The 25,904-nt window shown below is 44.2% G+C and carries 16 protein-coding genes and 1 pseudogene; 14 read left to right on the top strand and 3 right to left on the bottom strand.

All coding sequences use genetic code 11. The features are described from left to right. Positions 1 to 2: 2 nt before the first annotated feature. The 3 genes and pseudogenes from ONZ52_RS01965 to ONZ52_RS01975 form a co-directional block, all read right to left on the bottom strand. A pseudogene (locus tag ONZ52_RS01965) lies at positions 3 to 907 on the bottom strand (dihydrodipicolinate synthase family protein). Continuing rightward, entirely contained in the window at positions 904 to 1,848 is a 945-nt protein-coding gene (gene pdxA / locus ONZ52_RS01970) for a 4-hydroxythreonine-4-phosphate dehydrogenase PdxA (RefSeq protein WP_265216953.1), read from the bottom strand. Before pdxA ends, ONZ52_RS01965 begins: the two are co-directional and overlap by 4 nt. After that, positions 1,845 to 2,984, bottom strand: a complete 1,140-nt coding sequence (locus ONZ52_RS01975; protein ID WP_265216954.1) for a sialidase family protein — start codon at positions 2,982 to 2,984, stop codon at positions 1,845 to 1,847. The genes pdxA and ONZ52_RS01975 overlap by 4 nt, the downstream gene beginning before the upstream one ends. A gap of 330 nt (positions 2,985 to 3,314) precedes the next feature. Between ONZ52_RS01975 and ONZ52_RS01980 the strand changes: the two genes are divergently transcribed. The 14 genes from ONZ52_RS01980 (at position 3,315) to ONZ52_RS02040 (ending at position 25,895) form a co-directional block, all read left to right on the top strand. Further along, entirely contained in the window at positions 3,315 to 3,884 is a 570-nt protein-coding gene (locus tag ONZ52_RS01980; protein WP_265216955.1) for an ABC transporter substrate-binding protein, read from the top strand. Beyond that, complete coding sequence (locus tag ONZ52_RS01985; protein ID WP_265216956.1) at positions 3,856 to 4,830, top strand: ABC transporter substrate-binding protein; 975 nt, start codon at positions 3,856 to 3,858, stop codon at positions 4,828 to 4,830. Before ONZ52_RS01980 ends, ONZ52_RS01985 begins: the two co-directional genes overlap by 29 nt. A 483-nt stretch (positions 4,831 to 5,313) precedes the next feature. After that, entirely contained in the window at positions 5,314 to 5,823 is a 510-nt protein-coding gene (locus tag ONZ52_RS01990) for an ABC transporter permease (protein WP_265216958.1), read from the top strand. 10 nt (positions 5,824 to 5,833) lie between these two features. Continuing rightward, on the top strand, positions 5,834 to 6,772 hold the full coding sequence (locus tag ONZ52_RS01995) for an ABC transporter permease (protein ID WP_265216959.1): 939 nt from the start codon (positions 5,834 to 5,836) through the stop codon (positions 6,770 to 6,772). Beyond that, a complete protein-coding gene (locus ONZ52_RS02000; protein WP_265216960.1) occupies positions 6,765 to 7,361 on the top strand; it encodes an ABC transporter ATP-binding protein in 597 nt (198 codons plus the stop codon). Before ONZ52_RS01995 ends, ONZ52_RS02000 begins: the two co-directional genes overlap by 8 nt. Continuing rightward, positions 7,303 to 8,388 carry an ATP-binding cassette domain-containing protein gene (locus ONZ52_RS02005; RefSeq protein ID WP_265216961.1) on the top strand — a complete coding sequence of 362 codons (1,086 nt, stop codon included), beginning with the start codon at positions 7,303 to 7,305 and terminating at the stop codon, positions 8,386 to 8,388. Before ONZ52_RS02000 ends, ONZ52_RS02005 begins: the two co-directional genes overlap by 59 nt. 19 nt (positions 8,389 to 8,407) lie before the next feature. Continuing rightward, positions 8,408 to 9,091: an SDR family NAD(P)-dependent oxidoreductase gene (locus tag ONZ52_RS02010; RefSeq protein ID WP_265216962.1), complete on the top strand. Its 684-nt coding sequence runs from the start codon at positions 8,408 to 8,410 to the stop codon at positions 9,089 to 9,091. Positions 9,092 to 9,139: 48 nt separating this feature from the next. Beyond that, positions 9,140 to 10,150 (top strand): four-carbon acid sugar kinase family protein, encoded by a 1,011-nt coding sequence (locus ONZ52_RS02015; protein ID WP_265216963.1) that lies wholly within the window; start codon positions 9,140 to 9,142, stop codon positions 10,148 to 10,150. Between the two features lie 22 nt (positions 10,151 to 10,172). Then, on the top strand, positions 10,173 to 10,880 hold the full coding sequence (locus ONZ52_RS02020) for a FadR/GntR family transcriptional regulator (protein ID WP_265216964.1): 708 nt from the start codon (positions 10,173 to 10,175) through the stop codon (positions 10,878 to 10,880). A 123-nt stretch (positions 10,881 to 11,003) separates the two neighbouring features. Next, the gene (locus ONZ52_RS24500) at positions 11,004 to 11,483 is read left to right on the top strand and encodes a sodium:calcium antiporter (protein WP_321160234.1); all 480 of its coding nucleotides are present in this window, start codon (positions 11,004 to 11,006) and stop codon (positions 11,481 to 11,483) included. 96 nt (positions 11,484 to 11,579) lie between these two features. Beyond that, positions 11,580 to 11,972, top strand: a complete 393-nt coding sequence (locus tag ONZ52_RS24505) for a sodium:calcium antiporter (protein WP_321160235.1) — start codon at positions 11,580 to 11,582, stop codon at positions 11,970 to 11,972. A gap of 113 nt (positions 11,973 to 12,085) precedes the next feature. Further along, positions 12,086 to 13,630 carry an NAD(P)H-hydrate dehydratase gene (locus ONZ52_RS02030; protein ID WP_265216965.1) on the top strand — a complete coding sequence of 515 codons (1,545 nt, stop codon included), beginning with the start codon at positions 12,086 to 12,088 and terminating at the stop codon, positions 13,628 to 13,630. Between the two features lie 219 nt (positions 13,631 to 13,849). Beyond that, positions 13,850 to 24,682, top strand: coding sequence for a two-partner secretion domain-containing protein (locus ONZ52_RS02035; RefSeq protein ID WP_265216966.1), 10,833 nt, complete (start codon positions 13,850 to 13,852; stop codon positions 24,680 to 24,682). Next, positions 24,666 to 25,895 carry a YDG domain-containing protein gene (locus ONZ52_RS02040; RefSeq protein WP_265216967.1) on the top strand — a complete coding sequence of 410 codons (1,230 nt, stop codon included), beginning with the start codon at positions 24,666 to 24,668 and terminating at the stop codon, positions 25,893 to 25,895. Before ONZ52_RS02035 ends, ONZ52_RS02040 begins: the two co-directional genes overlap by 17 nt. Positions 25,896 to 25,904: the final 9 nt, after the last annotated feature.

The raw sequence follows: 25,904 nt of genomic DNA on the forward strand, positions 1-25,904 counted from the left end.
TGTTAGCTATCTAGCTGTGCCATCTGTTCCCAAATATGTGCTTGTTGTTGCTCATTTAAAGGTACTAAAGGCGGGCGCACATTAAGCCAGTCCATATTATCTCTTGCTTTTGCGACCATGGTTTTGATTGTAGGGAGCTGAACATAGCTATTGGATAAGGTGCGCCATTGGTTAATGCGTTTTTGAGCCGCTTCTACTTTCGCTGTGACAGATGGGTCAGACCAATGATCAAATACGACTCGAAGGGAATCGGATCGTAGGTTAGAGGTTGCGGTAATGCTTCCTGCGCCACCAGCTTCTAAAAGTGGTTTTAGCAAGGGGTCTGCACCTGCCAGCACCGAGAAATTATCAAAACGGTTAACCATGGCTTTCATGTTCTCGATGTCGCCAGAACTGTCTTTGATTCCAATAATGGTGTCGCCAAACTCCTGGATGAGTTTTTCAATGAGATTATGGGATAATGGAATTTGAGTAACTTGTGGAATATGGTAGAGAATGACTTTAAGTTTAGGATCATTGACTCCTTCAATGACATCACTGTAAAAGCGGAATAAGCCTTTGTCCGAGACACCTTTGTAATAGTAAGGTGGCAATAACACGCAGGCTTTTGCCCGGCGGATACGGCGTGAGAAGTCAGTTCAATGGTTTCTGGAACGGAACAGGCAGAGGTGCCTGGAAGAAGTTGTTCACCTGTTATGCCAGCTTTTTGTACTGCATCAACAAGTGCCATTCGCTCTTTGGCTGAATAATTATTGGCTTCGCCCGTGGTGCCTAGAATAGCAACACCATGAGCACCTTCATGAATCAGTGCCTTACAATGTTCGGCAAATAGGTCAAGACGTACCTTGCCTTTTTGATCTATGGGTGTCGTTGCTGCGCAATATACGCCGGTAATTGGGTGCTTCATTTTTTACCTCCTGAAACAAGTTTTCTGGCATAAGCAATCGCAGACAGTAAGTTTTCATGGTTGGCGATGCCCTTTCCTGCAATGTCAAAAGCAGTACCGTGGTCAACGGATGTCCTGTCAATGGGTAAACCAACGGATACGTTAACTGCTGTATCAAAAGCGATTAATTTGACGGGAATATGGCCTTGGTCGTGGTAATTGGCGACAACAAGGTCGAAGGCGCCGCTATATGCACGAAAAAAAACAGAGTCTGCAGGAATAGGACCCGATACATTCATACCTTCATTTTGTGCTTTGATAATGCCCGGCAGAATGATTTCTTCATCTTCTTTGCCGAATAAGCCGCCTTCGCCACAATGAGGGTTTAATCCCGCCACGGCAATTCTTGGGTTGGCAATACCGATACGCTGTAAATGTTCATATCCAGCTTTGATGGTGTCGTAGACACGTTCAGAAGTGGTTTTGTGAATAGCATCTTGCAATGAAACATGGGTTGAGGTGTGAATGACTTTGAGTCGGTCAGAAGCCAGAATCATCCATGCTTTTCCCTTGGTTAGGTAGGCAAGCAGTCCTGTATGGCCGTCGTGATGATGGCCTGCAAGGTTAAGAGCTGCTTTGTTGATGGGAGCGGTAACAATGCAGCCAATTTCTTTGGCTTCTGAGTCTTTCACCGCTTTTTCAATAAAGCGGTAAGCCGCTTCGCCAGCCCTCGCATCGAGTTTGCCTAAAGTAAGTGGTGCACCGTCAAAATCAATATCCACAACCTGCATGTCTTTCTCTGGATCTACTGGGCTGGAGATAATATTGGCAACGTATTTTAGTGTCGCTAGATTTCCGTATACGCGTGTTGCTTGTCGTTCCTTTGTACTCATTTCTTCAAAGGCTTTTAGAATGATTTCTGGTCCGACGCCAGCCGGATCTCCCATGGTGATGCCAATCATTTTTTTGCTCCAATCTGGTTGGGGGTGAGTCGAACGTGAGCGATGGCTCTACGGTGTAGGGTAAAAGTAACGTCTATCCCACCATCAAGTGTTTCCATGATGGCGGGATAAGATAATTCTTGGTTTTTGCCATCTAAGCTGTCATTGCTTAAACATTTTCCCATGCTGTTCGCGACGGTGACTTGTAAGGGAAAGCTGTCACCATTGTCTTCTGAAATTGCCACAACAAGAGGTGCCCTTGGTACGCCCCACACTACCTCGCATCCGCCTTTGGCTTCTGGTCTTGCATCGTCACCAAGTTCATCGTATAGGGATTCACGACGATCTGATGACATGTCTTTGTTGATTGGATTGCAACAAATGGCAAGTCGCCCGTCTGTTAAACGAATAGCTGCAATGGAAGAGTTGTTATTCGGCAGTTGAGTTGCTACTGGAGAGGTCCAGCTTTCGCCACCGTCTGTGCTTTCGCAGCGATAAATAAAGTCAGCTTGGCGACGTCTGAAAAAAGCGAAGAAATGATTGGGTTGGTCGGTTGGCACAATCGTCATGTGAACACAGCCAATAGAGTTGGGTACGGGAACAATGCGCCAATCAGAGCCTTTGTTCTGGCTGATGGCAACCGAAGCGGTATCGTGTTTGCCAGTCCATTTTGCGCCATTTTGTGGTGTGCAATGAAATAGAGGTAGTAGCCAAGCGCCATCGTTTCTTACGATTGGGGTAGCTCGAACAAAAGTGCCTTTAGGTAAAGGCAGTTCTCTTGGTGTCTTTCCAATTTCACGCATCCGAACAACACATTGGTCTTGGTTGCCGCCAGGTTGTGCTGTGTGAATTAAGAAGGTGCTTTGGCTGGATGGGCGGAAAATAATGGGATTCTGTTCGGAACGACCTGGATCATCTGTTAATGCTTCCGCTTCCGACCACTGGTTCGCTTTAAATATACTGCGATAGATAGCAATGTCGGATTTGCCTTCTAGACTGCCACCAAACCAAGTACATTCAAGTTCCCCTTGCTGGTTGCGGCTTAAAAAGGCCGCGTGGTTTTGAATAGTGGGCGAGGGCAGTATGGCGTGTGTGCCATTGAATTGTCCTGTCATGGCTCTTTCTATTTCAACTGGCGTGGTTGGAAAAGCGCTCATTAAATGTCTCCAGTTTTGTTATTGTTTAGTCGCAATAATTTACTTTGTCTTTTTAGTTGTCAAGTTGTTATTTTTATTTTTGTTTTATTTGTAAAAATAATTTATTCTTAAACTATTGTTTTTGTTTGTATTATTTTTATTTGTTTTCAACTTTAAATTTTTATTTAAAATAAAATTGACAACTTCTTTTGCTCTCTGTAGTTTTTATGTGCTTAGTGTTTCTCTTCTTTTGAGTGCTAAGTAAAAAATTTAGGCGGCTCCAGATATCTGGGGGTGCATGTCAAACTCTTCTGATGTAAGTCATGAGAAGGGGAAAAGTTGGAGAATAAGATGAAAAAAATAACAACATCTCTGCTAGTGACGGGTACTGTCTCGATTGCAACCATGACGGCTGGGTATGCTCAAGCAGCAAATACAGATGTAAAGATTGTCTTGAACGAAGAGTTGGAGTTGGTGGAGCCTTGTATGGCCTCGCAATCCAATATTGGTCGGGTAATACTTCAAAATGTGTCTGAAACTTTAGCCACAGTAAATCCAGGTTACGGCACTTTGGAGCCACGTTTGGCAACGTCTTGGGACGATTTGGGTGATGGTAAGTGGCGCTTCCATCTTCGTAAAGGTGTGACTTTCTCGGACGGGTCTAGTTTTACGGCTGCTGATGTTAAGCATTCCCTAGAGCGGACTTTGTCAGATAAATTGTCTTGTGAAATTAAAGCTCGTTACTTTGGTAACATGGACTTGAAGGCGAATATCGTTGATGAATACACAATCGATTTTACGGCTAGCCCAAATCAACCTATCCTTCCATTATTGCTTTCTGCTTTAACCATTGTACCCGAAGAAACACCGCTAGAATTTACTCGTAAACCTATTGGTACGAGACTCTTATGTATTATCTGAATGGAATGTTGGTCAGAACATTATTCTAAAGCGTCGTGATAATTATTGGGGCAAAATGCCTGAAGTGACCAAGGCTACGTATGTGTTTCGCTCTGACGACGCCGTTCGTGCTGCTATGGTTGCTACGGGTGAAGCGGACATTGTCCCACAAATGTCTGAAGAGTTCGTGGATAATGCAGAAACAGATTTCGCTTATCTAAACTCTGAAACGACCTACTTGCGTATCGACCAGTTTGTTGCGCCGCTAGATGATGTCCGAATTCGTAAGGCACTTAACCTTGCAGTAGACCGAGAAGCCTTTCTAGGTACGTTGGTTCCTGAGGGCGCTGTGATTGCAACCCACATGGTTCCGCCTTCGACTCTTGGATGGAATCGTGATCTTAAACCTTGGCCATTTGACCCAGAAGAAGCTCGTCGTCTTGTAAACGAAGCGAAAGCCGATGGTGTGGATGTTAGCAAGCAAATCACCTTGATTGGTCGTACCAATAACTTTCCTCATGCCACAGAGATTAATGAAGCATTGACGCAAATGTTTAATGATGTGGGTTTGAATGTGAAGCTTGAAATGCATGAAGTGGCTGAGTGGATTGGTTTTTATTCTAAACCGTTTGCAGAGGATCGTGGTCCTCGCTTGGTAACGGCTCAGCATGATAATAGTCGTGGTGACCCAGTATTTTCTATGGTTTGGAAATACTCTTGCGATGGTGGTCAATCGGGCCTATGTGATAAAGAGCTAGATGCGATGATTGCAAAAGCGTCTGCTGCAACGGGTTCTGAACGTGCCAAACTTTGGAAACCTGTTTTTGCCAAAGTGCATAATGACTTAGTGGCAGATGTTTTCCTATTTCACATGGTTGGCTTCTCACGTGTTTCTAAACGTTTAAATTACGAGCCTAATATTTCTACTAACTCTGAGTTGCCGCTGGAACAAATCAGCTTTAACTAAGTGTAAAAACAGCAGAGGCATTGGCGTACTGTAAAGTACGTCAATGTGATTTCCGTAACAGAGATTAGTGGATGTAATATGGAACGGTTTATTGTAAAAAGAGCGTTAGCTTCTTTGATTTCCTTAGCTTTTTTAGTCGTCGCCGTGTTCTTTCTCTCACGTTTGACTGGTGATCCAACTGACTTGTATTTACCCCTAGATGCAAGCTTGGAATCAAGAGCCCCAATTCCGAGCCTTGCATGGCTTAGATCAACCGTTGATGGTTCAGTTTGTTGACTATCTGAAAGATCTTGCGGTGTTGGATTTTGGCGAGTCTATTCGTCGCGCTCAACCTGCTTTAGATGTGGTGGTTAGTGCGTTTCAATGGACACTCCAATTAGCCTTGATCACTATTGCTATTGTGGCGGTTGCAGCAATCGTATTTGGTTCTTTGGCGGCTTTTAATGTGGGCAAAATTTTTGACCGCTTTGCGACTTTTTTTCTTTGGTTGGGTCGTCTGTGCCGGAATTTTGGGTGGCAATCGTGGCGATCGTCGTCTTTTCTGTTCAGCTTGGTTGGTTTCCTACTTCGGGAACGGGAACAGCACTGCATTGGGTGTTGCCTGTTGCTATCTTATTTATTCGTCCATTCGGCCTTATTGTACAAGTTGTGCGTAGTTCAATGATTAATGCCTTGAGTTCTGCTTATGTAAAAACGGCAAAAGCAAAAGGGGTTAAAGCAAAAACTATTATCTTTGTTCATGCACTTCGCAATGCGTTACTCCCTGTTATTACTGTGATAGGCGATCAGGCCGCGGGCATGTTGAATGGTGCCGTGGTAGTGGAAACCATTTTCGGTTTTCCTGGTGTCGGAAAATTAATGATTGATAGTATTCTACAGCGCGATTTTACAGTAGTTATTGCGGCTGTTGTCGTGACTGCTTTTGCAATTTTCATCATGAATTTAATTATCGATTTACTCTACGCGTTGCTCGATCCGCGCATACGTTATTGAGGCACATGCTATGTCTAACTCAACATCCATTTTGAATAAAACATCTTCTAGTGCAGAGGGTTTTGGGGCGTCATTGGTGCGTCTAATTCGGTTGCTATGGGCCGATAAATTTGCCTTCTTCGCCGTATTGTTTCTATTGATTGTGCTTGTCTGTGCGTTGATTGGTCCTGCTTTGCTGGATTATGAGGCGACTCGTCAGAACCTAAGAGGTCGTAATTCTGTGCCTTTTGATTTGGCAAAAGACTGGCTCTATTTCTTGGGCGGTGATCAATTAGGACGGCCTTTATTAGCAAGAATTATAGTGGCAGCACAAAATACCATGATGGTGGCAGCAGGTGCTGTGCTGGTTTCTATGATTGTGGGCGCGATACTTGGCTTAATTTCTGGGTATTCTCGTGGTCGTTTAGGGCAGGTCATTCCTCGTTTGGCGGATGTGATTATGTCTTTTCCTTCTTTGCTATTGGCGGTCATTGTGTTGTATATGTTGGACCCTTCTGTTTCCAATATTGTCATTGTTTTAGCTATCACACGCATTCCTCTCTATTTACGTACTACTCGGGCGGAGATATTGGAAGTCCGTGAGCGTATGTTTGTTCAAGCTGCGAAAGTAATTGGTGCATCTGACTTTAGGATTATCTTTCGACATATGTTACCCGTGATATTTCCTACCATCATGACAATTGCCACGTTGGATTTTGGTTTTGTTATGCTGGCTGAAAGTGCTTTGTCGTTTCTTGGTATTGGGATTCAAGCACCAGAAATAACTTGGGGCTTAATGGTTTCTCAAGGGCGACCTTATTTAATGACGGCATGGTGGCTCTCTTTTTGGCTTGGTCTGGCGATTGTCATGACAACGCTTAGTTTGAACCTATTGTCTAATTGGTTGCGTGTTGTTTTAGACCCTCAGCAACGTTGGCGTCTAGAGATCGGAGGCACAAAAAATGGCTAATCATCTATTAGAAGTAAAGGATTTGTCCGTTACCTTCCACACCGCAAAAGGCCCTGTTGATGCCGTTAAAAATGTTAGCTGGCACCTTGATCGTGGTGAAGTGCTTGCCATTCTTGGGGAAAGTGGTTCTGGTAAGTCTGTTTCTGCTTCAAGCATTATGGATCTCTTGGATATGCCGCCAGCTGAAATTGTCAGCGGTGAAATTCTTTTTGATGGACAAGATTTGCTGAAAGCGAGTCCTGAAGTACGTCGTCAAATCAATGGCAAACGTATTGCCATGATATTTCAAGATCCACTAGGTCATCTTAATCCTGTTTATACGGTTGGCTGGCAAATAGAAGAAACCATGGCTATTCATGGTACGCCAAAGGAAGAAGCCAAGGCCAAAACCATTGAGCTGCTTGAAAAAGTTGGTATGCCGATGCCTGAGCAGTCAGCCAAAAAGTACCCTCACCAGTTTTCTGGTGGGCAGCGTCAACGTTTAATGATTGCAATGGCATTGGCATTGCGGCCAGATGTTTTGATCGCTGATGAAGCCCACTACGGCGTTGGATGTGACAGTACAAGCGCAGATATTAGAATTGCTTGAAGTACTACGTAACGAGACGGGGATGGGGTTGTTGATCATTACCCATGATTTGGGTGTGGTTGCAGATATTGCTGACCGTGTTGTTGTTATGCATAACGGCTGTGTGGTGGAAACGGGCAATGCGGATCAGGTTTATCATTCACCACAACATGCGTACACGAAAAAGCTGATTTCAGCAGCACCCGGAAATGGCTTGATGAGCGATAGCGATATGTCCGCTAAGCCGATTTTGAAAATCCAGAATATTTCTAAAGAGTATTCGGGTTGCAAAGCATTAGATTCGGTTAGTTTTGATTTACTAGAAGGGGAATCTATCGCCATTGTGGGCGAAAGTGGCTCTGGTAAATCCACTACAGCGAAATTACTGATGGGATTGGAAGATGCCTCAGGTGGACGTGCTTTGTATATGGGAAAGGATATTTTTACCCTTTCTAAAAAAGAAATGAAAAGTATTCGTCGTGATATTCAAATGGTATTTCAAGATCCGTCTCAGTCATTGAATCCACGTATGTCTATTTTCCAAATTATTTCGGAACCATGGATTATTCATCCAGATATCTTGCCTAAATCTCAATGGGAAGAACGGGTGATTGCTTTGCTGGAGCAGGTGGGCTTAAGTGCGGAGCATCGGCATCGTTATCCCCATCAATTTTCAGGTGGACAACGTCAACGTATTGCTATTGCTAGAGCATTGGCAGTAGAACCTAGAATTATTGTCTGTGACGAAGCTGTGTCTGCTTTGGATGTGTCTATTCAGGCTCAAGTGATTGATCTATTAGCTAACCTACAAAAAGAACTAAAAATTAGCTTTATTTTCATTGCTCATGATTTGCCAGTTGTAAAAGACTTTGCAGATCGTGTCATTGTGATGCGGCTCGGTAAGATTGTTGAGATCGGTACTGTGCGTCAAATCTTTGAAAATCCTACTCAGCCTTATACCCAAGCTTTGCTTAATGCGTCTTTGGATCCAGACCCACGAGTGCAGTCTGTTAGAAGAGCCGAGCGCATAGCCTTATCGGCATCATAAACGGAGTAAGGAGGATAAAATGAAAAAAGTGGCTTTAGTGACGGGTTGTAGTTCGGGGATAGGTTTGTATATCACGAATCATTTGCTTTCAACTGGTTGGTCGGTAATTGGGATGAGTCGTCGTCATCCAGACTGCGTTGAGTTTAGTGAGTATTTTACTCATATAGCAGTTGATCTGGCTGAGACACAAGCATTAACGCAAGCATTAGCAAAGATAGATAAAGTGGATGCAATTGTTCATGCCGCAGGTTTGTTGCGGGTTGGCACTTATGACCAGATGAGCTTGGAAGACGGCGCGATGATGTGGCAAATACACCTTAATGCGGCAGCAGCTATCGTGCAGGGATTAGCGCCATGCATGGATAATGGAGGTCGTATCGTGCTAATTGGCAGTCGGGTGGCATCGGGGGCAGCGGCGAAAAGTTTGTATGCTGCTTCTAAGTCGGCCTTTGTTGGTTTTTCTCGATCCATTGCTGCAGAGCTGGCAAAACGTGCTATCACGGTGAATGTGGTTTCACCCGCCGCAACAGATACACCAATGTTACATGATTCTAATCGAGAGGGAAGTGCGCCTGTGCTTCCTCCATTTGGTCGATATGTAAAACCCGAAGAGATTGCAGGAACAGTCGGTTTTTTATTGTCTGATGCTGCAGCTTCTATCACGGGACAGCAGATAGTTGTGTGTGCTGGATCTTCTTTGTAGTTGAGTCGATGGACCAAGTAACAAGTGTTCATGAAAGAGGTGTAGAAGGTGACGTTTAAGCTTGAAAAGAAGATTCTGATCATTGCGGATGATTTAACCGGAGCTCTGGATGCTGCCGCAGCTTTTTGTTCTTCTTCGACTAAGGTGGTTGTGGCTATTTCTGTTGGGGCCTTGGAATCTTGTTTGGGAGGTGATGCACATGTAGTGGCGGTGTCTACTCAATCTAGGGAAGTGTCCCCAGCGGAAGCATATCGTCGTGTTAAGGCAGTTATTGAGGGGTGCCCAAATAGAATGATTTTTAAAAAAATTGATTCTAGGTTGAAGGGGAATGTAGTCGTTGAGCTGGATGCTTTGCCAAACGCTCCTTTATTGGTGGCACCAGCGTTACCGAGTTTTGGGCGTTATGTTGAGTCAGGTTATGTTATGGGGTTTGGTGTGGATGCGCCGCTCAGTATAAAAGAGGCTTTAGCTCATCATGCGCAGAGGTCGATTATTCCTGATTGTGATAGCGATGCCGCGTTAGATATTGCGGTACAGAACTTGCCTGATGATGGCATACTGGTTGGTGCAAGAGGTCTGGCATTTGCCTTGGCGCGTCATTTGGGTATTGAGGCTGCAGAGACTTTGTCATTAAAAGGTTCTATAGGGATTGTTATTGGTTCAACTGATCCTATTACGTTAACTCAGCTTCAGGCTTTGCCTGACGATTTGGTGAATATAATCGCTGCGCCTTCTGGGGTGGTTGGAGAAGGTCAGCCGGATCATCGAGTGACCTTATTGCAGGCAACGCCTGGGAAAAAACGAACCAGAGAGGAAGTTGGTAGGAATCTTGCGCATAGTTTTAGGCCGCTGGCAGAAAAGTGTGAGAATATTGTTTTGTCAGGTGGAGCAACGGCAGAAGCTGTATTATCAGAGCTGGGAGTGACTAAGTTACTATTGGAAGGGGAATTGCTTTCAGGTATTCCTGTATCACAGGCAAATGGATGGCGAATCGTGACAAAATCCGGTGGGTTTGGTGACTCATCTTCTCTTTTAAATATCATTATTGGTAATAGATGACTTTTAGGTGAATGAACAATATATGCTAAAGCGTAATACGAAAGAGACGCGGGTAGAGCGTAAATCGCTTTCTGATATGGTCTTTAATCAAATGTATCGAGCGATAAAATCAGGTTCTTATGCGCCGGATGAAAGACTTCCGACCGAAACAGATTTGGCTGCAGAATTTGAAGTCTCACGTCCAATTGTTCGAGAAGCCTTGAAAAAACTACGCGAGCAGAATTTGATTTATTCCCGCCAAGGTGTGGGAAGTTTTGTGCGTCAAAATGGCATTAAAGATCCGCTTGGTTTTAGTCCCGTTGAAAACCTATCTGATTTACGTCGTTGTTATGAGTTTCGTGAAGTGTTGGAACCAGCCTGCGCACAGGCTGCAGCAGAAAGACGGACTATGGCGGATTTGAAAGCCATAGAGGCTGCATTGGCGTTACTAAAAGACGCGACAACGCAGCGTCGACACAGAGCCGATGCGGATTATGATTTCCATTTGTCTATAGCGAGAGCGTCAGGTAATCAATATTTTCAAACCGCAATGGAGTCGTTGAAGGATCATATTGCCGTCGGCATGAAATATCATGGTATATCATTAAAACAGTCTACTGGTGGATTGGATGATGTGTATTCTGAACATGAGAAAATATATCAGGCGATTAAATCAGGAAATAAAGAAGACGCCTTTGCTTTAATGAAAAAGCATATTACAGGCTCTCGAAGTCGATTATTTGACGAATAAACTTCACGCTTTTTAATTATATTGAATAAATAAGCCATTTCTTTCTAATGGCTTGAGGGATCTTTTTGTCTTTAAAGAACGAGTTATTGTGCTGTCTTTGCTTTTTTTGAAAGGGGTTGGATTATGCTGTTATCTGTTTTAGCCATAGTTGTTGGGTTGGTTGTCTTGCTGTGGAGTGCTGACCGATTTGTTGATGGCGCAGCTGTAATGGCGCGTCATTACGGCATGTCATCGCTTTTAATCGGTATGTTGGTCATTGGTTTTGGTACCTCAGCACCTGAAATTGTGGTGTCCGGTTTAGCATCGTGGCAAGGTAACCCTGGACTTGCATTAGGCAATGGCTTTGGTTCGAACATTGCGAATATAGCTCTGATTCTTGGTTTTACAGCGATATTAAGTCCTATTACGGTTCATTCTGATGTTTTGAAAAAAGAATTACCTCTTTTAGTTCTGGCTACTATTTTAGTTGGCTATTTTATGTTTGATTTTCAAATATCACGATTAGACGGTTTTTTAATGCTTTTAGCTTTTTTAGTTATTATGGGGTATTCCATTTATAAAGCTAAGAAAAAAATAACAACGATGATTTTATCGCTGAAGTAGAAGCTGAGTTGGCTGAAAAAGTAATGCCAATTAGAAATGCTTTCTTTTGGGTTGTTGTGGGGCTGATTTTATTAACGCTGAGGCTCCCGCTTTTTAGTGTGGGGAGCCATTAATGTGGCTGAATTCTTTAATGTCAGTGATTTAGTGATAGGTTTAACCATCATTGCTTTGGGTACGTCTTTACCTGAATTGGCTGCATCCATCAGTGCGGTTAGAAAGAGTGAACATGACCTTGCTATAGGCAACGTGATTGGTTCTAACCTATTTAACACCTTAGTTGTTATTGGTCTGGCTGGTGCCATTCATCCAATGACAGTAGAGAGTCATGTCTTGTATCGTGATTGGGTTATTATGTCTTCTCTGACTTTGTCTCTATTTGTTCTCGGATATGGCATTTTAGGGCGTCGTCGTATTAATCGAATAGAAGGTGGTTTGCTAGCGCTTTGTTATAGCATATACAACGCTTACCTCTACTTTAGCTTTGTGTGAGCATGGTGAAGTGAATCTGCTTCTAGGGGAAAGGGGTATTGTGGTTTTGGTGTATCTATAACGGCTGTTCATCTTTATTATATGAGCGACAGTTAGTTCTAGGAATGTATTTTATGCCAAGCTCCATTACGACACCCGCCAATAATCGTCTTTTACTAACCGCCATCGAAATGGGGAAGGCGGACCGAGCCGCTGTGGTGGCTGGTGTGCCTGCGATAGATTTGATGGCCGCAGCCGGAAAGGCAGTCGCTGACGCTGTGCTTGAGCATTGGTCTAGATGTTCGGTATTGGTGTTGTGTGGGCCGGGTAATAATGGTGGCGATGGTTTTGTGGCCGCCAAGCTTTTAAAAGCTGCTGATTGGCCTGTTCGCTTGGCCTTTTTGGGTTCGGTTGAAAAGCTATCGCTAGAAGCGGCGCATTTTTATCAGGATTGGCAGGGCGAGGTCGAAGATTATTCTGTCAACGTATTAGACCAATCCGATTTGGTTATCGATGCCATGTTTGGTGCGGGTTTGACTCGGCCGTTGGAGGGTAAAGCGCGAGACATGGTCGAGGCCATAATAGCGCGTGATATTCCGGTGTGTGCGATTGATGTGCCGAGTGGACTGGATGGTACCACAGGCGCAGCTCTTGGATTGGTTGCGCCCGCTGAGCTAACGGTGACCTTCTTTCGTAAAAAGCCTGGGCATTTGCTACTTCCCGGTCGAGATTTATGCGGTAAAATTGTGGTTGCGGACATCGGTATTCCTGAGACTGTATTGAACGAATTAAACCTTCAGGCGTGGGAAAATAGCCCTGAACTTTGGTACCGAGATTATCCTTGGCCGCGGACGGATGGACATAAATTTCACCGTGGTCATGCGCTGATTTACGGCGGGGAGAATATGACAGGCGCCAGTCGTTTAACAGCTCGTGGCGCTATGCGAATCGGGGCTGGGTTAGTAACTTTGGCTGTGCCGATTAAAGTGTGGCCTGTGTATGCGACTGCGATGACGAGCGTGATGGTAGCGAAGCTAGAGGTGAGTCAAGAACAAGAAGATTTTGAAGAGTTGCTATTAGATCCGCGATATAACGCCATTGCCGTTGGGCCTGGGGCCGGATTGGCGGGATTTGAACGGATTCGCACGCGAAAAATCGTGGTCACAGCACTGGAAACGAATCGTGCCACCGTGTTGGATGCGGATGCGCTCAGTGCATTTGCAGAAGACCCACAAACTCTGTTTGACGCCATTAATGGTCCTTGCGTGATGACCCCCCACGAAGGCGAGTTTGCGCGACTGTTTCCTGAAGTTAATAAAAGCCATCCTGACGACAAATTAACGCGAGCGCGTATGGCTGCCAAATTAAGCGGTGCTGTCGTGGTGTTAAAGGGCGCAGATACGGTGATTGTCTCGCCAGATGGCCGAGCAATTATCAATGCCAATGCGCCAGCGTATCTTGCCACGGGAGGGTCCGGGGATGTATTGGCTGGCTTTATCGTCGGCTTACTTGCACAAGGCATGTCACCATTTGATGCGGCTGCAGCGGCGGTTTGGTTGCATGGTGAGGTAGGTAATAATGTTGGCATTGGTTTAATCGCCGAAGATTTACCAGAAAATCTTCCCAAGGTGCTCTCGGCTTTTCAGAAACACTGTCTTGGACGTTTTAAAAATAATTAAATACAACTGATATTGTTTTAGTTTTGTTGAGCACGTCGGAGTGTCCGTTTTGGAATATACAGAGCGAATGCTCTCTAGCGATAAAATGTCCATCGAGCCGACTTACAATAGTTAACAAGAAGTGACAATAAAGTGGTAAAAAATATTGAAAAAATAAGGACGTTTTAAAGAGGCTTAAGCTAATCTATGTGAATCTCAAACATTACACAAGGTTGGTCTATGAACCGTATTTACCGCGTTATCTGGAATTCGTCGTTAGGTGTTTGGCAAGCTGTAAGTGAAATTGGCAAAAGTGCCAAGAAAAAGAAAAATCATGGCCGCCGTCACCGAGCACGATTACCTTTAATCGTGGGGGGCGTGTTTCTGGTAAGTGCTCAAGTTTATGCCGATGCATTACCAACGAATGGAACCGTCAATTTAGGTTCAGGTAGTATTTCCCAGCCTGATGCGAATACGCTAAATATTACTCAAAATACTAATAAAATATCCATTGATTGGGCATCGTTTAGTGTTGGTAAAGACAGTGCCGTTAACTTCATTCAACCTTCCTCTTCCTCTGTTGCGTTAAACCGTGTGACTGGATCTGATGTGTCCAGTATTCAGGGTGCTATTAATGCCAACGGTCAAGTCTTTCTTATAAATCCTAATGGTATTTTATTTGGTACCACAGCACAGGTTAACGTTGGGGGATTAATTGCTTCTACACGTAACTTAACCGATGAGAATTTTAGCGCTGACAATTTTGTGTTTGAAGGCAGTAATGGCAATGCGGTTGTTAACCAAGGGCGTTTGGTTGCAGCGGAAGGTGGCTATGTCGTTATGATTGCCGCAAAGATTGAAAATACGGGTGATATTCTCGCTAACCAAGGTAGCGTTCGGTTGGCGGCAGGTGATTCTGTATTAGTGAATTTGGGTGGCACAGTAAGTATCGAGGTGCAAAAAGGCGCGATTGATGCATTGATTCAAAATGGTGGAGCAATTAGAGCCGACGGCGGACATATTTTGCTTACCGCAAAAGCGGCTGGTGATCTTGCTGCGAGTGTTGTTAATAATACCGGTATTGTGGAAGCCACGAGCTTGGTATCTCAAGGTGGCGAAATCGTCTTTATGGGCGATGACATTACTAATAGCGGCACATTAGTCGCTGACGGGGCAACAGGTGGTGGCCAAATCTTAATCGGTGGTGATTGGCAGGGTGAAAATGCCGATCAGTATTCACATGCGACTAAAGTGACTTTGACTGAAACTAGCCAAATTTCAGCCAACGCTACGACACTGGGTGACGGCGGTAAAGTTGTTGTTTGGTCAGACATAAAGAATGCTGACAGTGTGACCAAAGTGGCTGGCAACCTCAGTGCCCAAGGAAAAGGTAAGAACACAAAGGGTGGTAAAATCGAAACCTCCGGTAGTGTGTTGAATGTTGCGAAAGGCACCACAGTAAAAGCCTCAGAATGGTTGCTTGATCCAACAAATATAACTATTAGCGCAGGCAGCGGTGGTAGTTTGACAAGTGGCGAAACCGAAAGCGATATTGGCGCAGAAACAATCGAGACGGCGTTAAATGCAGGTACCAGTGTTACGGTTCAGACAGATTCAGAAGTGGCTGGTGAGGGTGATATCACCGTTGCTGCGAATATTTTGAAATCATCGGGGGCGGATGCAACGCTTACCCTAACCGCTGCAAATAATATTGTTATTAATGAAAACGTGTCTATTACCTCGACAACTGGAGCACTGAACACCGTGCTTCGTGCAGACAACGACAGTAATAGTTCAGGTAGTGTCAGCATGGGGGCTGGATCTTCGATTGACACGAATGGCGGTGATGTTTGGATTGGTGGTGCAACAGACACGAGTCCTGCGGCAAGTGTGACGACACAAGCTATAACTACAGCAGCGGGTAACGTTAACATTTTATCCTCGGGTGATATTAGTTTAGGGAGCATTACGTCAACAGGTACGGTTGAACTATCTTCCACTGGCACGGTAACTCAAACGGGTGCTATTACTGGCGGGCAAAATGTAAATCTACTTGGCACAGGGGGAACATACACCCTAACCAATGCATCTAATGGGTTTGGTACTCTTACTGCAGATACAGGTAGCTTGAATGTTACCAACAACCAAGATTTTTCTCTTGGGTCTATCGTTACCACAGGCGATGTTGAACTGTCTTCCACTGGCGCAGTTACGCAAACTGGCGCCATTACAGGAGGGCAAGCTCTAAACCTACAAGGTTCAGGCACATATACTCTAACCAACGCTGGCAATGAGATTGCTTCGTTGGCCGCTAATACCGGCACCTTAAGTGTTACCAACAATCATGATTTTTCTCTTGGGACGATTGCCACGACAGGGGCAGTCGAACTTTCTTCAACGGGTACTGTGACGCAAGACAGTGTTATTTTAGGGGGGCAAGCTTTAAGCTTGCTTGGCACAGAGGGAACATACATTCTTACCAACGCTAACAATCAGATTGGCACGCTTACGGCTAATACTGGCAGTGTGGAGTTGGTGAATAGTTTAGCTCAAACCACTGGTGAAATTACCACAACAGGCGCATTGAGCCTGACCTCTGATGCGCTGACGATCAATGGAGATATCGATGCCAGTGCTGGGGACATAACATTTAATACTGATGCACTGGCTGTTACCAGCGGCACTGTCAAAAGTACGGGTTCACTACAAATAGCGGCCAAAACAGCAGCCACAACCATTGGTATTGGTGGTGGAACAGGCACTTTGCAAATCACGGCGACTAATTTTAGTACAGACTTTGTCGATGGATTCTCAGATATCACGATTGGTGATGCGAATCAGTCAGGAAACATTGATGTTGATGCCACCGTATTAAATGATGCATTGACACTGCAAACCACAGGTGACATCACTCAAAGCGGCGCTATTACCGGTGATCAAAACCTGACATTGGTAGGTGGTGGGTCTCACACGTTAAATAATGCTGACAATGCGATAGGCCAGTTAACGGCCACCAGCGGCACCTTGACCTTCCGAGGTGAGAGCTTTATTTTAGGAAATATTGCTACAACAGGTGCTGTTCAGTTATCCAGTACGGGTACCGTTACACAAGCGAGTGATACGGCCATCACGGGCGGTCAAGCATTAATTCTATCTGGTGTGGATGGTGCGTATACTCTAAATAACACGGGCAATGACATTGCTTCGTTGGCTGCCAATACAGGCAGTTTAAGTGTTACCAACAATCATGATTTCTCTCTTGGATCTATTATAACAACAGGCGATGTTGAGCTGTCTTCCACTGGTACAGTAACACAAACAGGTGCTATTACTGGCGGGCAAAATGTAAACCTACTTGGCACAGGGGGAACATACACCCTAACCAATACATCTAATGCGATTGGCACGCTTACTGCAAATACAGGTAGCTTGAATGTTACCAACAACCAAGATTTTTCCCTCGGGTCTATCGTCACCACAGGCGATGTTGAACTGTCTTCCACTGGTGCAGTTACGCAAACTGGCGCCATTACAGGAGGGCAAGCTCTAAACTTACAAGGTTCAGGCACATATACTCTAACCAACGCTGGCAATGAGATTGCTTCGTTGGCCGCTAATACCGGCACCTTAAGCGTTACCAACAATCATGATTTTTCTCTTGGGACGATTGCCACGACAGGGGCAGTCGCACTTTCTTCAACGGGTACTGTGACGCAAGACAGTGTTATTTTAGGGGGGCAAGCTTTAAGCTTGCTTGGCACAGAGGGAACATACATTCTTACCAACGCTAACAATCAGATTGGCACGCTTACGGCTAATACTGGCAGTGTGGAATTGGTGAATGGCTCTGCACAAACCACTGGCGCGATTACCACAACCGGTGCACTTAACCTGACTTCTGATTCCTTAACCATCAATGAAAACATTGCCACAGGTGCGGGTAACATCACATTTAATACCGACGTTCTAACGGTTGCGAGTGGCAAGACGGTTGCTGGAGAGGGGGCTTTACAGATAGCCGCCAAAACAGCCACCACAACGATTGGTGTTAATGGCGGTTCTGGGACTTTGCAAATTTTGACTGGTGATTTTGTCGATGGTTTCTCAGCTATAACCATAGGCAGTGCCGATCATACTGGTCATACTGGTGGCATTGAAATTGGTGCAGACACCACGCTTAATGATGCGACAACATTGCAAACGGACGGTATTTTATTGGTTAACAATGATCTAGATGCCCTCGCAAATAACCTGACGCTAAAAGTAGGCCAGCTCACTATAGCAGATGATAAAACCATTTCTGGTACAGGTGTGTTGACGGTTGCTTCTGAAACAGACAACGAAGCGATTGACATTGGTGGGACAAGCCAGCAATTAAATGCAGCGGATTTTGGTAGCAAAATTGCAAATGGTTTTTCTGACATTGTCATTGGTGGAGCAGATCAAACAGGTGACATTAATATTGTAGAAGATTCTACCTTGGCCGCCGCTGTTACAATGCAAACCAGTGGAGACTTATCTGTTGACCATAATCTAGCGGCTGGTGCGAACAATCTGACGTTAAAAGTGGGTACTCTTTCAGTTGCTACTGATCAAACCATTTCTGGTAGCGGTGTACTGACTGTTGCTTCTAATACTGACAGCAAAACCATAGGTATCGGTGGAGCAGAGGGGGATCTGCAACTGACAGCAGACAATATTAATACTGACTTTGCCGAAGGTTTCTCGGAGGTTGTAATAGGTAGTGCGAGCCAATCAGGCAACATTACTCTTGCCGCTATTGCTCTAGACAATGCATTAACATTACAAACTTCTGGCGCAGTCACCCAAACCGGAGCCATTACCGGTGGACAAGACTTGAATTTACTTGGCTTAGGTGGCACGCATACCCTGACTAATGCAGATAATGCCATTGGCAATCTAACCGCCAACACTGGTAGCGTGGAGTTGGTAAATGGTTCCGCGCAAACCACTGGTGATATTACGACAACAGGAGCTTTGAGCCTGACGTCTGACTCGTTAACCATTAATGACAATATCGTCACTGGTGCTGGTAACATCACATTCAATACCGACGCTTTAACGATAGCGGATGGAAAAACACTGGCTGGTTCAGGCAACTTGCAAATTACCACTAAAACAGCAGATAAACTCATTGATGTAGGTGGTACAACAGACGGTGCTCTGCAATTAACGACCACAAACATTAGTACGGATTTTGCTGATGGGTTTGCAAATATAATCATAGGTGGCGCCGATCATACCGGCGGTATTGAAATTGGTGCAGACACAACCTTTAAAGACGCAACAACACTGCAAACCAGTGGTGCTTTGTCAGTCAGTAATAATCTAGCCGCTGGTGCGAATAATCTGACGTTAAAAGTGGGTGAGTTTTCGGCAGCCGAAGGCAAAGTCATTTCTGGCTCGGGTACATTGAATATTACGAGCGATGCCGCCAGCGACGCGATTAGTATTGTGGATACGATTGACGATAATGCAGTGGACACACTTCAACTACTTTCTGCTGATTTTGTCTCAAAAATTGCGGATGGTTTCTCAGGCATTGTGATTGGTGATTCCAGTCAATCAGGCGATATTACCATTGGTGCCACTGCGTTTAACGACGCATTGACTTTACAGTCAACGGGCACAGTGACTCAAACTGGTGCGATTACCGGTGGGCAAAACTTGAACTTACTGGGCGCTGGTGGCTCGCATACTCTGACGAATGAGGGCAACTCTATTGGAACACTAACCGCTAATACTGGAAGTGTTGAGTTTGTCAGTGCAAAAGAACTAGTAGGCGCATCTGATATAACGACAGAGACTTCTCAGTTAGGCTCTATTATCACGTCTGGGGCATTAAGTGTTTCGACTGTAGACGGTGATATTACCGTATCTGAAAATCTAACCGCGGGTGGTGCTTTAACGCTAACGTCTGCGAATGACATCATCGTAGAGAGTGGTAAAACCCTTACGTCTCCAGCAAGTATTACTTTGTATGGTACAAACATCACTCAGAAGGGCATTTTGGATGCCAGTAGCACAACGGCTAATGGTGGTAACATTACTTTAGCAAAAAATGCTTCTACATCGGCGGACTTTATTAGTCTTGAGGGCGTGTTAAACGCCAGCACGACCAATGGTACAGGTGGTACGATTATCACCAATGGTCAATCCGTGTTTTTAAATACCAGTGCTAACGTCACAACAGCGGGTAATACAGCAAACGGAATCTGGAAAACGCCCGTTTCGACGTTTGATACCGTCGTAGCGGCAACCGGAGGTGATATTACTGGGCAAACCATATCTGATGCGTTAAAAACAGCCAATTATACGCTGACGGCCAGTAGCGCCAAAGTGACCTTAAGTGAAACCTTAGCGGGCCAAAATAATCTAAAAGATTTAACCGATACCGAGATTACTAGCGCCGATTTTGGTGGTATTACGATTAACAATAGCATCACCAAAGTATCTGCCGGTACCAGTGGTACCGCACCGCAACCAGTTTATGATATTACAACAGACACAACACTGACCGTTACGTCAACTAGCAATATTACGGTGAATGGCGCAATCAGTTCAGAACAGCAACGTCTCAACCTGATTCTTACCGCGAATAACGATGCGACTGGTGGCGGTGATGTTATTTTTGGTTCTAACGGCAGTGTAACAACGAATAATGGCAATTTTTATGTTGGCTCAGTGACATTAGGGCAAGCGACTAATGGCGTTGTATTTGCCTATAATAACCAGACCTATCATGACATTGTCACCGCTTCTGCTGAAAACTTCACCATGAATACGGGCAGTCAAATAAATGTTGGCAGCGGTTCTTTAGTATTAAAGGTGACAGATGATATTAATTTGCCGACTGGAGATGCCACTGGTAAATCTTACTCGATAAATTCTACAGCCAGTTCTTCCGGCTATAATAATGAAACGGAAACCAACGCTAATCGTTCTGGTACGCCTAATTATGAGCAGGTAGCCACGGTTCCGACTTCTTTAACTTTAGAAGCCGGCGGTTCAATTATTGGCGCAAGTACAGACTCTACCAAAATTAGCACGAACTCTTCGTCCGCAATGGTAAATGTGACGAGTGCTGAGAATATTGGTTCTGAAGACTCTCTAGTATTATTCTCTAGTAGTAATGGAACCATTAATATTACCAATACTGGCGGAAACTCATATATTAAATTTGCCAATGGGTACGATGATGCTAATTTTTCGACCCTAAACTTAACAACAGATACCACTACCGCAGACACAACTCAACGTATAGAGTTTAATGACGATGGCTCGCATAGACTGCTAGCGACAACGGATGAAAACGGTTTGCTCACCATTGCCACAGGTGGATTAGTTGATACAACTTCTTATAAAAATATAACGATTCAAGCACCCAATATCACCTTGGAAAATGGTGCCATTGTCGCAACGGGAGGATCGACATCAGTTAATTCGTCTGACAATTCTGTTTTAGACGGAACGGGATTGAATTTAACGTTAACGGCACTATCTGGATCCACTTACGGTGAAATTAAGGCAGATAATGCTGCAGTGGATTACAGTTCAACGTCAGCACCAGATGACTTTAGTAATAAAGAAATTTATATCCAAAATGGAACATTAAACTTAAATGCCAGTAACTTTGGTGTTAAAAATAGTGGTGACGACTGGAGTAATGCTCTAGAGGTGACAGCTAATACATTAAATGTGAATAACTCTGGTGGTTCAACTTGGCTTCGTAATAGTGACTTTAACAGCATTACCTTTTCGGCTGTTGATAGCAATGCGAATGTCGCTGGCCATCATCACATTCTGTCCACCAATGGTGACTTCTTCAACATAGAAACCACCGCGGATGCGAAAACTATTGTTCATACCATTGATGATACGAATAAATTGTCAGGTATTAAAACAGACAATAAAAATGTTAGCTTAAAGACTGGCTTATCTATTTCTCAATCAAGAGATATTATCATGGCAGATAATGCCATTGATATTGGTGCCGCAACGCTTTCATTGACATCCTATTATGGAAAAAGTATTTCGGCCTACTCTACTAATCATGTTCAGGGTAATGGTTCAATAACGCCTACAACACTGGCTAATCCAAATACTGCTACTGTGACCGTTGGTAACTTGAATTTAACAACGGCCTATAATACGACAAGTACCGCTTCAATTGGTGGCGATGGCTATACCCTTAAAGTCGCCAAAGGCGGAGAAACGGGTGAAGCAAATGTGGGCAGTAATGTACTGACTATTAATAATGAAAGCGGTGATATTGCTATTAATGAGCTGTCTGCTGAGCACTTTAAAACCATTAAAGTCAATTATTCAAGCACTGATAGCACGGCAAGAGCGCATACTGTAGCTATTGATTTGTTTGACAATGATTCTGTCATTGAAAACCTTAATTACTCAGATACGGGCAACGGTCTTATTACCCTAGACGCTAGTAGCATAGATTTGTCTGGTTTTAATCGTAATTTTGATTTGTATGCCTACTATAAAGACATTCAAGTTAACAACATTTATGGTGGTACCGGCTATTTTAATGTGACTTCATACAATAACAGTATTACGTTAAATGGCGATGTGAATACCAATGGCGGAAATATATCACTAACGAGTAATACGTTTAAACTTGCCGGTTCATCGCGCATTGATAGCAATGCAGATAATGCCAGCAATACAACATCAGTAGGAAGTTCAGGTAGCATCTCACTGAATAATAGTTCGGGCAGTAGAGGCGTTGATATTTCCGCCAATACAGGCGTATCGGCTACGTTAACGCTTGATTCAAGCTCCAATGACAGTTCAGGTGGAAGTATCACCACAGACATGAATGCCACCAATAGTGCAGGTTCATACTTAACAGGACTATCCTTCATAGGCTCTGGAGTAACGACGGAACAAGATGGTTCGATTTCATTAACGGGGGCAAGTTTTGCGCTTAATGGTGATTTTACAGCAACAGGTAATGTTGCTTTAAGTGGTGGAGAATCGACTTCATCCGCAACGAATATCCCAGGAGTGACCATTGATACTAATCAGTCAATCGCTGATAGTGGTGATATCACCTTCTCTGGTTACAGCTTATCAGGCAGCTCAGTTCGTAATTATGTCTTCAATACCAGTGCGACAGGAGGTAATGGTGGCGACGTTAATCTGTACCCTGCCTCAACCACAGGCACATTTAGCGCAGGTTCGATGACGGTTAATACTTCGGGGTCAACGTCCTCTGGCACAATTATATTGCCAGCGGTCACCACGACTAAAAATTCAGGTTCTTCTTACACAACAACCAGTGCGCAAAGTTATACTGGGTCCACTATTACCCTTAACGGTAGCTTACAATCCAATCAGGCTAATATTGACGTATTAGGCTCTGAAGTAGTATTAGCCAACGATGTGTCGATTGATACCTACACCGGTTTTGTTTTTGGCCAAATATCAACGACATCGGGCGTTTCTGCAGGATCTGTAACCGTTGGTAGCGCAGGTGCCAAGCTTACTAATAATGATCCAGCCAACTCCTTTGCAATAGACACCAGTGGTAATCAGGGAGCAGTGACTTTCGTAGCCAACAATGGCGCGATAACTTTGAGAGATTCTACAGAAACAACGTTTAATAACTTCAGTATGATAGGTGGCGGTAATTTAAATACGGCCTTTGATATCACTAAGTATTCTACGACGGGCTTACTTACTGTTGGTCAACTGGACGGCGGTTCTTTTACTTGGAGTGATCTAAGTGCGGGTAACTTATTATTGAAAGGACCTGCGAACTACACCATCACTGGCAATATAGGGACGACTACTGGTGGTGATTTTGTCGCTGGAACCTTAGCAGCAACGGGCGTTGCTAACCTAGATGTTACAACCAACAAGGCGCTGACTATCGGTAGTTTGTCTTCTGTAAGTGGCGTATCAGCAACAGGTACCATAAATATTGCCACTAAAACCGATGATTTAACGGTGAATAACAACATTACGACCACTTCAGCGGCAAATGGTGCAATAACGCTTAATGCAGGCTCAGATACTACAGTAGGTATGGCTACAGGTGGCAATGTTCTATTAAACAGTACTTTGTCTACAGGAAGTGGAGGGCGAGCAACCGTATATACCGGCAGTATCGAAGACAGTGGTTCGTATAATTTTGGTAACGGTCGTTACCGCTACAACAGCGATGAAACAAATACCAATTACACGGCAGCTTTAGGCACGGGTAATTACGCTATTTACCGTGAGCAACCTACATTGACCATAGGGTTTGCTTCTGGAAAAGAGTATGACGGTATTACCTTAGTGCCTTCAACTGGTGGGATTACAGGTGATGTAAATAACGATAAAACACAGTTTACAGATTCATTAGTTTGGCAAGTTGCAGATGATAAAACGATTAAAAATGCGGACACTTATACAATCACTCATACTGGTGCTGTAACAGGTGCAGAAGAGTTGGGTTACAACGTATCAGGTCCTAACGACACCTATACTTATATCGTTACGCCTAAAGCTTTAACGGTAAGTTTAATTGACGTTACCAAGGTTTATGACGGTAATACAACGGCAGCGTTGACCAATAGTAATTTTGATTTAAGTGGTTTTATTGGTAGTGAAATGCTGACGGTTAGTAAGGAAACTGGGACCTATAATTCTAAAGATGTTGTTAATGCCAGTAGTGTTACAACCAGTTTGGCATCGAGTGACTTCGTTGAAGCCGATGGAACGTTAGCTTCCAACTACGTATTACCGACTGCGGCAACAGGTACTGGTGGCATTACTAAACGAACGCTGACCGCTTCGATTACTGATACACCTACTAAAGTCTATGACGGTAATACGGATGCGACATTGACTAATGCTAATTTCAGCATAGCGAACTTAGTGGATGGAGAAAGCTTCACCGTTAGTAAATCAACAGGGACTTATAACGATAAAGACGTGCTTGACGCCAGCAATGTTACTACTAGCCTAGCTGAAGGGGACTTCACTGAAGGAAGTGATACGTTAGCGAGTAATTACACTATGCCTGTGATTGCTTCAGGAAGGTAGTATTACCGCCAGAACGCTTACTGCTTCGATTATTGATACGCCAACAAAAGTGTACGATGGTAATACCGATGCAACATTGACCAATGGCAATTTTAGCATTGCTAACTTGGTCGATGGCGAAAGCTTCATTGTTACCAAAACAACAGGGGCTTACAACGATAAAGACGTTGTGGACGCTAGCACTGTCACGACCAGTTTAGCTGAAGGAGATTTCACTCAAGAGAATGACACTCTAGCAAGCAATTACATCATGCCAGTGACCGCGACAGGTGCAGGCAGCATTACGGTAAGAACGCTGACGGCTTCTATAATCAATACGCCAACAAAAGTGTATGACGGTAATACGACTGCTACGCTCACTAATGACAATTACAGTATAGCCAACCTAGTTACCGGTGAAAGTTTTACCGTTAATAAAGCAACTGGGGCTTATAACGATAAAGATGTTGCTGATGCTAACAGTGTCACTACCCGTTTGGTTTCAGGTGACTTTGAAGCTGGCGATGACACTTTAAAATCAAATTACACTCTACCTATCACCGCAACAGGTGGCGCGACAATCAATGTCCGTCCGCTAGTGGCTGTCGCAAAAACACAAGATAAAATATTCGATGCGAAAACAGAGGCTAAAACAACGTTAACGATAGCAGCAGAAAATCTTAATCTAAGGAACCTTAACGACAGTAATAATCCATTGGTCGTCAATGGTGTGGTTGGCAATGAAAACGTCTTTTTGACTTTTACCGATGCGAACTTCTCGGATGAAATGGTAGGAATAGATAAAACGGTGACCATTAATGGTCTAAGCGTTGCTGGTATCGATGCAGCTAACTACATTGTTATGGTGAAAGATGCTTTGGGCAGTTTAACCGCACCAGCAAGCACAATGACAACAATTGCTGATATCAACCCTAACAATCCTCCTGTGGTATTCATTCCTGCTCCCCCACCAGCACCTGTGGTTATTCCTCGACCAAATTTGGGTAATGCTCCAGTGGTCGCTGTTGGGGGAATGCAAGTGGTTGCGATAGCGTCTACAAGCTCAACGACTTCGGTGAGTTCAGGAGCGCAAGGCGAAGCCTCAGTGGATACTATGTTATTGTCGCAAGTTAACAACGGCAATAGCTTTGATAATCAGGTGTTTATAGTGGACGGTGGCATAAATACAGTTAATCCTGATCAAGCCGCGAATACAGAAGAGACTGTTGAATAATAAATTTCC

The organism is Marinomonas rhodophyticola, assembly GCF_026113935.1.
GTDB lineage: Bacteria > Pseudomonadota > Gammaproteobacteria > Pseudomonadales > Marinomonadaceae > Marinomonas > Marinomonas rhodophyticola.

Coding starts and splice junctions, on each gene's coding strand:
- pdxA (WP_265216953.1), bottom strand. CDS start 1,848: ATGATTGGCATCACCATGGGAGATCCGGCTGGCGTCGGACCAGAAATC.
- ONZ52_RS01975 (WP_265216954.1), bottom strand. CDS start 2,984: ATGAGCGCTTTTCCAACCACGCCAGTTGAAATAGAAAGAGCCATGACA.
- ONZ52_RS01980 (WP_265216955.1), top strand. CDS start 3,315: ATGAAAAAAATAACAACATCTCTGCTAGTGACGGGTACTGTCTCGATT.
- ONZ52_RS01995 (WP_265216959.1), top strand. CDS start 5,834: ATGTCTAACTCAACATCCATTTTGAATAAAACATCTTCTAGTGCAGAG.
- ONZ52_RS02000 (WP_265216960.1), top strand. CDS start 6,765: ATGGCTAATCATCTATTAGAAGTAAAGGATTTGTCCGTTACCTTCCAC.
- ONZ52_RS02005 (WP_265216961.1), top strand. CDS start 7,303: ATGAAGCCCACTACGGCGTTGGATGTGACAGTACAAGCGCAGATATTA.
- ONZ52_RS02010 (WP_265216962.1), top strand. CDS start 8,408: ATGAAAAAAGTGGCTTTAGTGACGGGTTGTAGTTCGGGGATAGGTTTG.
- ONZ52_RS02020 (WP_265216964.1), top strand. CDS start 10,173: ATGCTAAAGCGTAATACGAAAGAGACGCGGGTAGAGCGTAAATCGCTT.
- ONZ52_RS24500 (WP_321160234.1), top strand. CDS start 11,004: ATGCTGTTATCTGTTTTAGCCATAGTTGTTGGGTTGGTTGTCTTGCTG.
- ONZ52_RS02030 (WP_265216965.1), top strand. CDS start 12,086: ATGCCAAGCTCCATTACGACACCCGCCAATAATCGTCTTTTACTAACC.
- ONZ52_RS02035 (WP_265216966.1), top strand. CDS start 13,850: ATGAACCGTATTTACCGCGTTATCTGGAATTCGTCGTTAGGTGTTTGG.